Origin of the sequence: Streptomyces sp. AgN23, assembly GCF_001598115.1 — a bacterium.
Classification (GTDB): domain Bacteria; phylum Actinomycetota; class Actinomycetes; order Streptomycetales; family Streptomycetaceae; genus Streptomyces; species Streptomyces antimycoticus.
In genome coordinates this window covers 8,650,757-8,662,634 of record NZ_CP007153.1, presented here as the reverse complement: position 1 = coordinate 8,662,634, position 11,878 = coordinate 8,650,757, and the positions used below count along the sequence as shown (strand labels likewise).

Below are 11,878 nucleotides of genomic sequence, written 5' to 3'. Positions count from 1 at the left end.
CGGACCTCTCCACCGAAGGAGCACATCCGATGCGACAAGCGACCGACGCGCGCCAGGACCCGGCGGGCCCGTCCGGTGACGGCGTCCCCGTCTTCCAGCTGATGGACCCGGAGCTGGTGCGCGACCAGTACGGCTTCTTCGCCCGGCTGCGGGAGAAGTCGCGCGTGTGGTGGGCGGAGCTGCCGGACGGTTCCCGGTGGCTGGTGCCCACCCGCTACGAGGACATCCGGCTGGCCCACCTGGACCCGGTGCTGCGGCAGAAGCCGGACCCGGAGGACGACCCGGTCTCCGACGAGGAGGGCGGCATCTGGCGGATCTACAACGAGCACCCGGTGGTGACCGACCCGCCCAAGCACACGCGGCTGCGCAAGCTGCTCAGCGGTGCGTTCACCGGGCGGCAGACCGAGCGGATGCGGCCGCGGGTCGAAGCGACCGCCGCCGAGCTGCTGGACCGTCTGGCCGAGGAGGGCGCGGACGGCAGCCCCGTGGACCTGATGGAGCATTACGCCTGGCAACTGCCGCTGGTCCTGATCTGCGAGCTGCTGGGCGTCCCCGAGGACCGTCGCCAGGTGTTCCACGACTGGTCGCGGAACGCGCGCGACTTCACCGGCGGCGACACCCACGAGGGCCGGGAGGAGATCGCCTACCGGATCATCGACGTCATCAAGGAACTCATCGCCGAGCGGCGTGCCCATCCCACCGAGGACCTGCTGGGCCAGATGGTGCAGGCCCGGGACGCCGACGAGGGCAGGCTCAGCGAGATCGAGCTGATCTCGACCGCGTTCATCGTGCTGCTCGCCGGGTTCGAGACCAGCGTGGGCCTCATCGGCAACGGCGTGCACGCGTTGCTGCGCGATCCCGAGCAACGGGCGCTGGTGGAGAGGGACCCGTCACTGATGCCGGGCGCGGTCGAGGAGTTCCTGCGGTTCGACCCGTCGCTGTTCCTCACCAACGTCCGGATCTCCGGCGCCCCGACCACTGTCGCCGGGGTCACCATCCGCAAGGGCCAGCCGGTCCTGCTGTCCCTGGGCGCCGCGAACCGGGACCCCGAGCAGTTCCCGGACGCCGACCGGCTGGACGTCACCCGCCATGCGGGCGGCCATCTGACGTTCGGCTACGGCATCCACCACTGCCTGGGCGCCCCGCTCGCCCGGATGGAGGGGGCTATCGCCATCGGGCGGCTGCTGGAGCGCTTCCCGCGGCTGCGGCCGGCCGGCGACGGGGACGTGCCGTTCATCCCCAATCCCATCTCCCGCACCCCGCTGAAGCTGTCCGTGCTGCTCGTCTGACATCCCGCGGGGTGGGTCCCCGGATCCAGGATCCACCCCGCGGGCCCCGCGAGCGTCTCCGGCCCGGCCCTTGCCCCGGCCGGGCCGGAGCCTCACGACCGTGCACAGGCGGGGCAGCCCGCAGTGGTGCGGTGGTATTCCCAGGCCGCCCCCGCCAGCGCGACGCCCCACAACACCCAGGAGGCATAGAACGTGAGCGGAACCCACGGGCGCAGCCCTATCTCCTCGACCGGCGGCGTGGCCGGGTCGTTGACGTACCGCACCCCCGCCACCAGCGCCGCCGGGGCCACCTCGGCCAGCACCGCGAGGCCGAAGCAGCTCGGCACCAGCACCAGCGGCCGTGGCACCCGCGAACCCCCGACGGCCGGGACCCAGCGCGGGAACGTCCGGCCCCAGGGCCGTACCAGCGCCAGCGACAGGAGCGATCCGGCGAGGGCGGGCACGACCGGCAGCCAGCCGCCGGGGACCGCGTGGATCACCTCGGGCCGGGTGATACCGATGTCGCTGCCGCACTCCCAGGCCAGCTTCACCACCGGGTACGGCAGGGACAGCGCGCACGCCGCGTAGCCACTCCACGCCAGGGCCCGCGGTGCGGCCGGGCGCGGCCGGCGCCCGCACCGCGGGCAGGTCCCCGCTCCCTCCCGCGCCTGCCACCGGGCGGCCACGAGCGTCAGCGCGGCCGAGCCGAGGGCGAGACAGCGGGCCGCCACCCGGCCCGGGTCCACTTCGGCGGCGTCCGCGTCCGCCGTTCCGGCCGTACGGCGCAGGGCCACGGCCAGCGCGTCGAACAGGAGGTGGCTCCCGCCCTGGACCAGTCCCGCGGCCGCGCCGCGCGCCACCAGCTCCGCGGCCCCGCGCGGCCGGTGCCGGGCCGGCGGTACGGCCGTGAGCGCCGCCAGCGCCAGGCCACCCGCGGCGGAGGCGCCCTTCAGCAGCCGCTCGCCGGGGAACGGCTCCCGCTCACGGCGGCGGGCGAGGGCGGTCGCGGCAAACGTGGCGGCGCACCCCGCGACCGCCCACGCCGCCCGGACCCGTCCCCGTCGTTGTGTTGACGCCATGTCAGCTCTCCCGTCCATCCGTTCGCCGCTTGCCGAAGCACACCGTACGAACGCGCCCGTGCGACAGGGCAGTCGGCTTCCAAGAATCGAGAATCGGCATATCCCATGTCCCAGATCACCGACCCCCTGCTCTTCACCGCACCACCCGACCTGTCCGACCCGCGCCGCTACACCGAGGACGGCATCGAGGAGGTCTGGCGGCGGCTGCGCGCCACCCACCCCGTCTTCCTCACCCGGCGGCCCCACGCCGACGACTACTGGTCCGTCCTCGGCCACGATCCGGCGGCCCGGGTGCTCAAGGACGCCGCCGCCTTCTCGTCCACCGGCGGCATGCGCCTGGACGCCGACCCGGTGTCCAACGCGGCAGCGGCCGGGAAGATGCTCATCGTCACCGACCCGCCCCGGCACGGCGGCATCCGCCGCGTCATCAACTCCGCGTTCACCCCGCGCATGGTGGGACGGCTCAACGACACCATCCGGCAGACCGCGGCCGAGGTCATCGAGGCCGCGCTGGACCAGGGCGACGTCGACTTCGCGCAGGTCGCCGCACGCCTCCCGGTCTCGGTCATCTCCGACATGCTCGGCGTGCCGCGAGCCGACTGGGACCTCATGCTCAAGCTCACCATGATCGCCTTCGGGGCGGACGAGAACGCCGGCACCGACCCCCAGCGGATCGCCGAGGCGCACACCGAACTCCTCGTCTACTACGACAACCTGCTGGCCCGGCGGCGGCGCGACCCGCAGGAGGACATCGTCAGCGCCCTCGCCCACGGCACCGTCGACGGTGCGCCCCTGACGGACGAGGAGGTCCTGCTCAACTGCAACGGGCTCATCTCCGGTGGCAACGAGACCACCCGCCACGCCACCATCGGCGGGCTGCTGGCCTTCCTCCGGGCACCCGACCAGTGGGCCCGGCTGCGCGCCGAGCCCGAGCTGCTGCCGTCCGCCGTCCAGGAGATCCTGCGCTTCACCAGCCCCGCACTGCATGTGCTGCGCACCGCGCGGCGCGAGGTGGACCTCGGCGGCCACCGGATCCGGCCCGGCGACCAGGTGGCGGTGTGGCTGCCCGCGGCCAACCGTGACGAGGCCGTGTTCGCCGATCCCGACCGCTTCGACATCGCCCGTAGCCCCAACCGCCACCTCACCTTCGCCACCGGCACGCACTTCTGCCTCGGCTCCGCACTCGCCACCAGCGAACTGACCATCTTCTTCGAGGAGTTCCTGGCGCGGGTGGGCCAGGTCGCGCCACGCGGCGCGCCGCGGCGCATGCGGTCCAACCTCATCTGGGGCTTCACCTCGCTGCCCGTCACCCTCACCCGCCTCGCGACCCCGTCGCGCTGACCTGTGCCGGCGTCACAGGCCGGCCCTGAGGACCTCTAGGAGAGACCAGACATGACCACTGTGTACCTGTCCGCCCAGGACCGCCGGGAGACGGGCGCCCTGGCGGCCGAACTGGCCGCCACCGCTCCCGGCCTCATCGACGATCCGCACTGGGTGGCCGAAGCCCGAAGAATGTCCTGCCGTCTTCCGCTGCGGCTGCGGGAGGCCACCCGCCTGTATCGCCACGACCCCGGCCGTGACGGCGTTCTGATCGTGCGCAACCTGCCGGTGGACGAGGCGGAGCTGCCCCTGACTCCCACCGTGCCCGAGTCGGTGGAACTCACCGCCACCGTGCCCGCTGCCGTCGCCGTGATGGTCACCCTGCAGATCGGCGAGATAGCGGCGTACCGGGACGAGAAGTCCGGTGCACTCGTCCAGAACGTGGTGCCCGTGCCCGGCCGCGAGGGGTCGCAGAGCAACGCCGGCTCCACCCCGCTGGAGCTGCACGTGGAGAACGCGTTCCATCCGCACTGCCCCGACTACGTCAGCCTGCTCTGTCTGCGCAACGACGAGCCCCTGAACGCGGGCACGATGGTGTCGTCGATCCGCGCCGCCCTGGAGCTGCTGAGCCCCGGGACGCTGCGTGTCCTGCGGGAGGAGCGCTTCACCACCGCCCCGCCGCCGTCCTTCCGCGGCGGCGGCCCCGGCCCCGCGCACGCGGTGCTCAGGGGAGACCCGGACGATCCCGACGTGAAGGTGGACTTCCACGCGACGACCGCCAATGACGACGAGGCGAAGGTGGCGTTGGAGGCCCTGCGGGGCGCGTTCCTCGACGGGGCGCGGACGCTGGTCCTGCGGCCGGGCGAGATGGCCGTGGTGGACAACCGCATCGCCATCCACGGGCGCACCGCGTACCAGCCCAAGTACGACGGCTACGACCGGTGGCTGCAGCGCACCTTCATCCATCTGGACCACCGCCGTACCCGGGCCCACCGGTCCGGCAACGGAAACGTCCTGTTCTGATCCGCTCCTGGTCCGCTCCTGGTCCGCTCCTGGTCCGCTTCTGATCGCCTTCTGCTCCGCCCGGCCCCGCGGGTCGTGCGGGGAGGGGCGGAGTGTCATCCGCGAGGCTCATCCGCCCTCCCCCGCGTGGTGGAGGGCGTCGCCCCCGGGACGGATGCACCCGCCGCCGCTACCGGACAGGCTTGAGTATCGGCACCGCGAAACCGGAGGTCACGGTGACTGTTCCCGCGCGAACCCCGGCCCGCCCCGGGCTTCCGTCCCCGGAGCCCGGGTGGCGGGTGTGGCCGCGACGGTGGCCTCGATGGGCGCCCCACGCCGCCGTGGCGTGGGGCGTGGTGTACGCCGCCGTCCAGGTGGTCTGGGCCGCGGCGGGCGCCACCGTGCCCTGGTCGCCGCATGTGGCCTACGCATCCGGCGTCCAGCTCGCGCTGGCCGCACTGGCCCTGCTGGCCGCCGGGGCCTGCCTGGCCACCCCCCGGCCGTTGGCCCGACGCGGCCGGGTGGCAGTGACGGCGGTGCTGGCCGTGGCGGTCCCCGTCTTCGCGATGGGCATGGCGAGCCTGCCCGCGTACGTCGTCACGTTGGCGTCGTTATCGGGCGTGGAGAGCGCCACCGGCTTCGCCCATGTCCTGCTGAACACCGTGGGCCTGGCCCTGCTGCTGCTGGTCGTCGTCTCCCACCGACGGCGGCTGCGGGGCCGGTGTCCGCGGTGCGGGGCCGAGCACACCGGCGACGGCAGCGGACCGCTGGTCCACCCGCCCGCCTCCGTGGCGTCCCGGCGGACCCGGATCCAGGTGTACCTGCTGATGTGCGGACTGCTGCCGTGGGCGGTCGTCAAGACCATCTGGACGCTCGGCGGCGACGCGCTGAGCGTCACGGCGGAGAAGTGGCGCGAGGAGAACGCGGGCGGCTCGGGCGCGGCCAAGGCACTCGCCTCAGTGGGCGTCGACGTCACCGTCCTGGCCGCGCTGGCCGGGATCTTTCTGCTGCTGGGGTTGATGTACCCCTGGGGCCAGGTGTTCCCCCGCTGGACACTCCTCCTCACCGGGCGACGGGTGCCCCGCCTCCTGCCCCTCCTCCCGGCATGGCTCTCAGCGATCGGCCTGTCCGTCTACGGCGTCGTCCTCGTGATCTACGCCCCGCTCAGTGCCGCGAATGTACTGCCGCGGATCAAACCGGACGGGGCGTTCACCTCCAGCGCCGGAATCACCTGGATGGTGCTCTTCGGCGGGCTCGCCTTCGGCGGCCTGGGCTTCGGCCTGATCGCCGCGGCCCGCTCCTACGCCGCCCGCACCCGCCCGGTCTGCGCGATCGCCGCTGCCACGGACGCGACACCCGGGAACAGGTCCGCGAGATGATCGCGTCATGACTGAGATCGTCCTGATGTCCGACCCGAAGGTCGCGGCCGTACCTGTTCAGGAGTGCGGTGAACGACTCGTGGATGTGCGGCGGGACAGCCGCCTGTTGGTCGACGAGCGGAAGTGGCAGGACTCCGCCGGCGCTTTCGCACACCTGCGGGAAGGAGCGCTCGGCCGACTCCACAAAGCTCAGGCACAGCTGCCTCCGGGGATGCGGCTGCTGTTCGTCGAGGGATACCGCCCGCCATCCCAGGCTCGCTCCCATCGGGACATCTTGGGCACCGCGCTCACCGCTGCCGGCCTGGTCAACTACCCAACGGAGTGGTGGCACTGGTCATATGGAGACCGCTACTGGGCCCTGCAAACTGGAGCGGCAGTCGCCCGCTACGGGCCCATGGTCCTGGACTGACCTCGGACTTCACACAGGCCGGCCTACGGTGGGGCAGGGTGGGGATACCAACGCGGCGACCCCGAAAGTCACCTCGCCGCGCCTCGCGCCTGTCGGGCGCGGCCGCGGCGCACTGGGACAATGGAGTCCATACGCTCGTCGCGGCAAGGGGGATGCGTGGTGAAGCTGGGGGCGGCACGTGCCATCGGGGCGGAATGGGTCGCCCGGTATGCCCGCTCCAGCTCCGATGCGGGGTTTCGCGGGGCGTATGTCAGCGGCTCGACGGTCGGGCTCCCGGACGACGCCGAGCTGGCGCCCTCCTCTGATGTCGACATCGTCGTCATCACCGCCACGGACGACCCGCCCGCCAAGCCGGGCAAGCTCCACTACCGGGGCACACTGCTGGAAGTCAGCTATCTGCCCTGGTCACAGCTCATCTGCGCCGACGACGTCCTCGCCTCCTATCACTTGGCCGGCAGCTTCCGCACCGACACGATCATCGACGATCCCACCGGGCACCTGCGCACATTGCAGGCATACGTCGCGGGCCACTTCGCGGCGCGGCCCTGGGTGCGCCGCCGATGCCAGGACGCCCGCCGCCGGATCGAAACCCGGCTCGCGGCGATCGACGCCTCGGCGCCGTTCCATGAACAGGTGCTGTCCTGGCTGTTCCCCACCGGCGTGACCACCCATGTGCTTCTGGTCGCCGCCCTGCGCAACCCCACCGTGCGTCTGCGGTACCTGGCCGCTCGCGAGGTCCTCGCCGACTACGGACAGCTCGGCCGCTACCCGGAGCTGCTGGATCTCCTCGGCTGCCGGGATCTGCCCGCCCGGCGCATCCGGCACCATCTGCGTGAACTCACCCAAGTGTTCGACGCCACCGCCGAGGTGGCGAGGACCCCGTTCCCCTTCAGCAGCGACATCACTCCACCCGCACGGCCGGTCGCGATCGACGGCAGCCAGGAACTCATCGACCGCGGCGACCACCACGAAGCCGTCTTCTGGATCATCGCGACCTTCGCCCGCTGTCACACCATCCTGGCCGCGGACGCCCCCGAGCTGCACCGCGCCTTCGCCCCCGCGTTCCACGCGGCCGTCAGCGACCTCGGTATCAGCTCGACCGAGGACATCTTCCGCCGCGCCGAGGAAGTCACCCGGTTCCTGCCCAGCCTCTGGCAGACCGCCGAGGACATCATGGCGAGCAATCCCGGGATCAGCGGATAGCCGCCCATGTCACGAGCGAGTCGCCGGCCCGTCGGCCGGGTTCGCGGCGTCGGCGACGATTTCCCGCAGTGCGGCGACATGGCCGTTGAAGGCGTCCCGGCCGGTGGGGGCCAGCCGAGCGCGTACCTTGCGGCGGCTGCCGCTGGGGCGGCGTGCCGTGGCGACATACCCGGCCTCTTCGCGTGTCGCGAGCTGCTTGGACAGTGCCGAGTCGGACATCGCCAGCCGGTCCTCGAGGAAGGCGACCCCAAGGACCGGCAGCAGACGCGGATCTCTCTTTGACGCCGAGCCCGGCCCCGCCCCCGAGCCCGTCTCCGCCCTCGAGCCCGTGCTGACCTGCCGCGCCACCCCCATGACCCCCACCCTTCGACTGCCCGGCGGAACATCCGGCCGAGCCCGGAGATCACCGCCCCCCATGTGGCGGGGCGCGGTTGCCCAAGTCGGTGAACACAGGTGGTCAGAGCGCTAGCGGCGCGCCAGTCCGTCGACCATCAGGGCGAGCGTGAAGTCGAACCGGTCGTGCCCCTCACCCGCGGTGAGCTCGGCGGCATGGCGGGTGGTGTGGGGGAAGGTCTCGGCAGGCAGCGCGGACCGACAACGCCCGCCAGGCCGCCACTTATGGGGCGGGGCGGGTGCTGCTGGCCGGCGACGCCGCGCATGTGCACTCGCCGTTCGGCGGTCAGGGGCTCAATCTCGGGGTCGGCGACGCGATGAACCTCGGGTGGAAGCTCGGTGCCGTGATCGCCGGATGGGCACCCGAGGGGCTGCTCGGCACCTACGACGCCGAGCGTCGTCCCCTCGGCGCCTGGGTGCTGGACTGGACGCGGGCCCAGATCGGGGTGATGCGCGGGGACGCCACGTCGGCCGCGCTCCGGGAGGTCGTCGCCGATCTGCTGAGCACCCGGGAGGGCACGACCTACGCGGTCAAGAAGATCTCCGGTGTCACACAGCGCGTCGACCTGCCCGGCGACCATCCGCTGATCGGCCGGTACGTCCCCGACCTGCGGCTGAGGGACGGCTCCCGGCTGGCCGACCACGGACACGGGGGTGGCTTCCTGCTGCTCGATCGCTCTCCGGACGGCGCGTTCGCCCGCCTCGCCGCGGCCTGGGCCGGGCGGGTGCGCAGCGTGGCCGACGGCCACGCGACGCCGACCGGGGTGTTGGTACGCCCGGACGGGGTGGTCGCCTGGGCCTCCGACACCACCGGCCTCGCCACCGTCACCGGCCTCGAAGCCGCCTTGCGCCGATGGACCGGCGCGCCGACGTCCTCACCCGAGCACGAGCCGGTGGGGCTGGTGGGGTGAGCCCGCTGTCGTTCGGCCGGCGAACCCGTCGCGGACGGGCCTGGTTGCGGGACACCGTGCGGGCAACCTTCTCGCAACGTGGCGGGGGGTTCGCTGGGCCTGGCCCCTGACCGCTCGGTGAGCATGATCGGAGAGGGATCGCCCATGGAGCGCATCGCGCTGACCCCGGCCGCGGCCGAGCTGATCCGCCAACTGCGAGCGGAGCACGGCCCGTTGATGTTCCACCAGTCGGGCGGCTGCTGTGACGGCAGCGCACCGATGTGTTATCCGCTCGGCGAGTTCCGTACGGGCGGGTCGGATGTGCTGCTCGCGGAGCTGGAGGTGGACGGGGTCGAGGAGCCGGTGGGCTTCTGGATGTCGGCCTCGCAGTTCGAGCGGTGGGCGCATACGCATCTCACGGTGGACGTGGTGCCCGGGCGCGGCAGCGGCTTCTCCCTGGAGGCGCCGGAGGGTGTGCGCTTCCTGATCCGCTCACGGCTGCTGGACGACGCGGCGAGCTGAGCGCGGCGCGGCGTTTACCGGGGCGCGGCGTTTACCAGGCGCGTGGCCTGCGCGGCGCACCGCGTTCACTCGGCCTCAGCTGGCGTCGGCCAGTGCCAGGGTGTGCAGTCGCTCGGGCGGGCCCGGGCGGGCGTAGTACCAGCCCTGGGCGGTGTCACAGCCCAGCCCCCGCAGATGCTCGGCCTGTACGGCCGTCTCCACGCCCTCGACCGTCACCGCGAGGTCCAGCGTGTGGGCGAGCGAGACGATCCCCTCGACGATCTTGACGTCGACCGGATCGGCCGGGGCCCGCTGCATGCCCCGGGTGAACGAACGGTCCAGTTTGAGCTGGGAGACCGGCAGCCGGCGCAGGTACGACAGGTTGGAGTAGCCGGTGCCGAAGTCGTCCAGGGCGATGTCCACGCCGAGGTCGGCGAGTTGCCGCAGCGGCCGCAGGGCGCTCTCGTCGGCGCCGATGAGGTCGTTCTCGGTGACCTCCAGGCACAGCGCGCTGGGGCACAGCCCGGCGCTCTCCAGAACCGCCACCGTGTCGGAGACCAGTGTGGGGTGGCTCAGCTGGCACGGCGAGAGATTGACGTTGACGCGCAGCGGCTCGCCTTCGTCATCGGCGGCGTCGCGCCACTCCCGGGCCTGCCGGGCGGCCTGCTCCAGCACCCAGCGGCCGAGCGGGACGATCAGCCCGGTGTCCTCGGCGAGCGGGATGAACTGGTCGGGGCCGAGCACGCCGTGCACCGGATGCAGCCAGCGTACGAGCGCCTCCGCACCGCGCACGGTGCCGTCGGTGAGCCGTACCAGCGGCTGGTACTCGATGAAGAACTCGCCCTTCTCCAGGGCGGAGGGCAGCCCGTTGGTGAGGCTGTGGCGGGCGATCACCCGGGCGTTGGAGTCGGCGTCGGCGATCTCGTAGCGATTGCCGCCCGCGGCCTTGGCCCGGTACATCGTGATGTCGGCGCTGCGCAGCACCTCGGCCCGGCCGATCTCCCCGGCCCGGCCGTCGACCACGCCGATACTGGCCCGTACCCGCAGCTCACGGCCCTCGATCCGGACGGGTTCGGCGAGCGCGGCGAGCATCCGGCGGGCCAGCCCGGCGCCGTCGGCCTGCGCCGCGGGGCCGGTGACCAAGGCGAGGAACTCATCGCCGCCGACCCGGGCGAGCAGCTCGTCGGGAGCCTTCACACAGCGCTGGAGGCGTTCGGCCACGGCCTTGAGCATCCGGTCGCCGACGACGTGCCCGAGGCTGTCGTTGACGGCCTTGAAGCCGTCCAGGTCCAGGTAGCACACGCCGAACCGCTCGGCGTCGGCGCCCGCGGCCAGCACCTGGTCCAGCCGCTCCAGGAACAGGGTGCGGTTGGGCAGTCCGGTCAGTTCGTCGTGGGTGGCCTCGTACCGCAGCCGCTCCCGCAGCTGCCGGTGCTCGGTGATGTCCTCGGCGAGGGCGAGCTGGTACTGCGGGGCGCCGCTGGAGTCGCGCAGCAGGGTGACCGTCAGGTTGGTCCACAGCTCGCTGCCGTCGTCGCGGTAGTGCGGCTTCTCGATGCGGAAGTGGTCGCGCTCCCCGCTGACCAGCTCGCGGTAGAGCTCATGGGCGCCCGGTACGTCGTCCGGGTGGACGAACTCGGTGACGTTACGGCCGGGGCGGAAGAAGTCCATCCCGCCGAACATCCGGGCCATGGCGTCGTTGACGACGAGCACCTCGCCGTCGAGTCCGGCGATGCCCACGCCGATGACCGCGCCCTCGAAGACGGCCTGGAACTTTGCCTCGCTCGCGTGCAGCGCCTTCTCGGCCTCGGTCCGGGCGGCCAGCGCGGCCCGCGAGATGGCCTCCTGCTCATCGCGCTCGCACTTGCGCAGCTCGCGGACGAACCCGGCGGCGAGGGCGTGCTGCAGCCGCACACAGCGGGCGCGCGCGTCCTCCTCGGCCAGGGGCTCGTGGCCGGGCGCGTCGGGCAGCTCGGCGGACGACGAGCAGGACACCAGGTGCGCGTCGATGGCGCCCAGGATGGCGGGCAGCGCCTCGGGCTCGGTGCACTGGGCGTTCACCAGCGCCGCCCCGACCGCGTACGCCGCCTCGGTGTCGAAGGGAGAGCCGCGCAGAGCGGCGCTCAACCGGTGGGCCAGCGGCAGCAGATAGACCTCGAACTCGTCGGGCGTCATCGTCGTGGCCGCCAGCGGGTGGACGGCCCGGCACCAGATGCCCGCGAACCGCCTCAGCTGATCGTTCTCCGTGGGGGCGGGGTGCCCGGCGGTGTCCCCGGCGCCGCGGTCACATCTCGGCCCGCCCGATTCGGAGGTCATATCGCGCACTCCCCCGGGCAGCCGCCATGGGCTGACTCCCTGTCGCATGCCGCGTCCTCGCCTGTGGCGTCGATGCCCTCCGGCCGCCAGTCCACGTCCTGCACTTCCTTCGCCCTCT

Annotated in this window: 10 protein-coding genes and 2 pseudogenes; 8 read left to right on the top strand and 4 right to left on the bottom strand. The window is 72.6% G+C overall.

Annotation, left to right across the window (positions count from 1 at the left end; genetic code table 11):
* The first annotated feature begins 29 nt into the window (after nucleotides 1-29).
* Complete coding sequence (locus AS97_RS37665) at nucleotides 30-1,289, top strand: cytochrome P450 (protein ID WP_059142165.1); 1,260 nt, start codon at nucleotides 30-32, stop codon at nucleotides 1,287-1,289.
* Nucleotides 1,290-1,381: 92 nt separating this feature from the next.
* Here the strand turns inward: AS97_RS37665 and AS97_RS37660 are convergent, their stop codons facing one another.
* Entirely contained in the window at nucleotides 1,382-2,347 is a 966-nt protein-coding gene (locus AS97_RS37660) for a hypothetical protein (RefSeq protein WP_059142166.1), read from the bottom strand.
* Nucleotides 2,348-2,452: 105 nt separating this feature from the next.
* Here AS97_RS37660 and AS97_RS37655 point away from each other — a divergent pair, with 105 nt between their 5' ends.
* From AS97_RS37655 to AS97_RS37635, 5 genes are all read left to right on the top strand, one after another.
* Nucleotides 2,453-3,688 carry a cytochrome P450 gene (locus tag AS97_RS37655; protein WP_059142167.1) on the top strand — a complete coding sequence of 412 codons (1,236 nt, stop codon included), beginning with the start codon at nucleotides 2,453-2,455 and terminating at the stop codon, nucleotides 3,686-3,688.
* A gap of 51 nt (nucleotides 3,689-3,739) precedes the next feature.
* Nucleotides 3,740-4,690: a TauD/TfdA family dioxygenase gene (locus tag AS97_RS37650; protein ID WP_210566458.1), complete on the top strand. Its 951-nt coding sequence runs from the start codon at nucleotides 3,740-3,742 to the stop codon at nucleotides 4,688-4,690.
* 332 nt (nucleotides 4,691-5,022) lie between these two features.
* Nucleotides 5,023-6,048 (top strand): hypothetical protein, encoded by a 1,026-nt coding sequence (locus AS97_RS37645; RefSeq protein ID WP_059142171.1) that lies wholly within the window; start codon nucleotides 5,023-5,025, stop codon nucleotides 6,046-6,048.
* A gap of 7 nt (nucleotides 6,049-6,055) precedes the next feature.
* Nucleotides 6,056-6,457: a M15 family metallopeptidase gene (locus tag AS97_RS37640; RefSeq protein ID WP_125756254.1), complete on the top strand. Its 402-nt coding sequence runs from the start codon at nucleotides 6,056-6,058 to the stop codon at nucleotides 6,455-6,457.
* 156 nt (nucleotides 6,458-6,613) lie between these two features.
* Nucleotides 6,614-7,660 carry a hypothetical protein gene (locus tag AS97_RS37635; RefSeq protein WP_349017622.1) on the top strand — a complete coding sequence of 349 codons (1,047 nt, stop codon included), beginning with the start codon at nucleotides 6,614-6,616 and terminating at the stop codon, nucleotides 7,658-7,660.
* A 9-nt stretch (nucleotides 7,661-7,669) separates the two neighbouring features.
* Here AS97_RS37635 and AS97_RS37630 read toward each other — a convergent pair whose 3' ends face one another.
* Nucleotides 7,670-8,014, bottom strand: a complete 345-nt coding sequence (locus AS97_RS37630) for a transcriptional regulator (protein WP_210566457.1) — start codon at nucleotides 8,012-8,014, stop codon at nucleotides 7,670-7,672.
* A 111-nt stretch (nucleotides 8,015-8,125) separates the two neighbouring features.
* Nucleotides 8,126-8,251 (bottom strand): annotated as a pseudogene (locus AS97_RS47890) (TetR/AcrR family transcriptional regulator); the annotation flags it as partial.
* On the opposite strand from AS97_RS47890, the pseudogene AS97_RS37625 reads away from it, so the two are divergent.
* Nucleotides 8,251-8,964: pseudogene (locus AS97_RS37625) on the top strand (FAD-dependent monooxygenase); the annotation flags it as partial. The pseudogenes AS97_RS47890 and AS97_RS37625 overlap by 1 nt on opposite strands.
* Before the next feature lie 144 nt (nucleotides 8,965-9,108).
* Nucleotides 9,109-9,465, top strand: coding sequence for a DUF779 domain-containing protein (locus AS97_RS37620; protein WP_107119279.1), 357 nt, complete (start codon nucleotides 9,109-9,111; stop codon nucleotides 9,463-9,465).
* Nucleotides 9,466-9,540: 75 nt separating this feature from the next.
* Here AS97_RS37620 and AS97_RS37615 read toward each other — a convergent pair whose 3' ends face one another.
* Nucleotides 9,541-11,760 (bottom strand): EAL domain-containing protein, encoded by a 2,220-nt coding sequence (locus tag AS97_RS37615; RefSeq protein WP_247204853.1) that lies wholly within the window; start codon nucleotides 11,758-11,760, stop codon nucleotides 9,541-9,543.
* Between the last annotated feature and the right edge of the window lie 118 nt (nucleotides 11,761-11,878).

Bases quoted from the DNA above. Each gene is read 5' to 3' on its own strand.
- AS97_RS37665 (WP_059142165.1), top strand. From the start codon at position 30: ATGCGACAAGCGACCGACGCGCGCCAGGACCCGGCGGGCCCGTCCGGT.
- AS97_RS37660 (WP_059142166.1), bottom strand. From the start codon at position 2,347: ATGGCGTCAACACAACGACGGGGACGGGTCCGGGCGGCGTGGGCGGTC.
- AS97_RS37655 (WP_059142167.1), top strand. From the start codon at position 2,453: ATGTCCCAGATCACCGACCCCCTGCTCTTCACCGCACCACCCGACCTG.
- AS97_RS37650 (WP_210566458.1), top strand. From the start codon at position 3,740: ATGACCACTGTGTACCTGTCCGCCCAGGACCGCCGGGAGACGGGCGCC.
- AS97_RS37640 (WP_125756254.1), top strand. From the start codon at position 6,056: ATGACTGAGATCGTCCTGATGTCCGACCCGAAGGTCGCGGCCGTACCT.
- AS97_RS37630 (WP_210566457.1), bottom strand. From the start codon at position 8,014: ATGGGGGTGGCGCGGCAGGTCAGCACGGGCTCGAGGGCGGAGACGGGC.
- AS97_RS37620 (WP_107119279.1), top strand. From the start codon at position 9,109: ATGGAGCGCATCGCGCTGACCCCGGCCGCGGCCGAGCTGATCCGCCAA.
- AS97_RS37615 (WP_247204853.1), bottom strand. From the start codon at position 11,760: ATGACCTCCGAATCGGGCGGGCCGAGATGTGACCGCGGCGCCGGGGAC.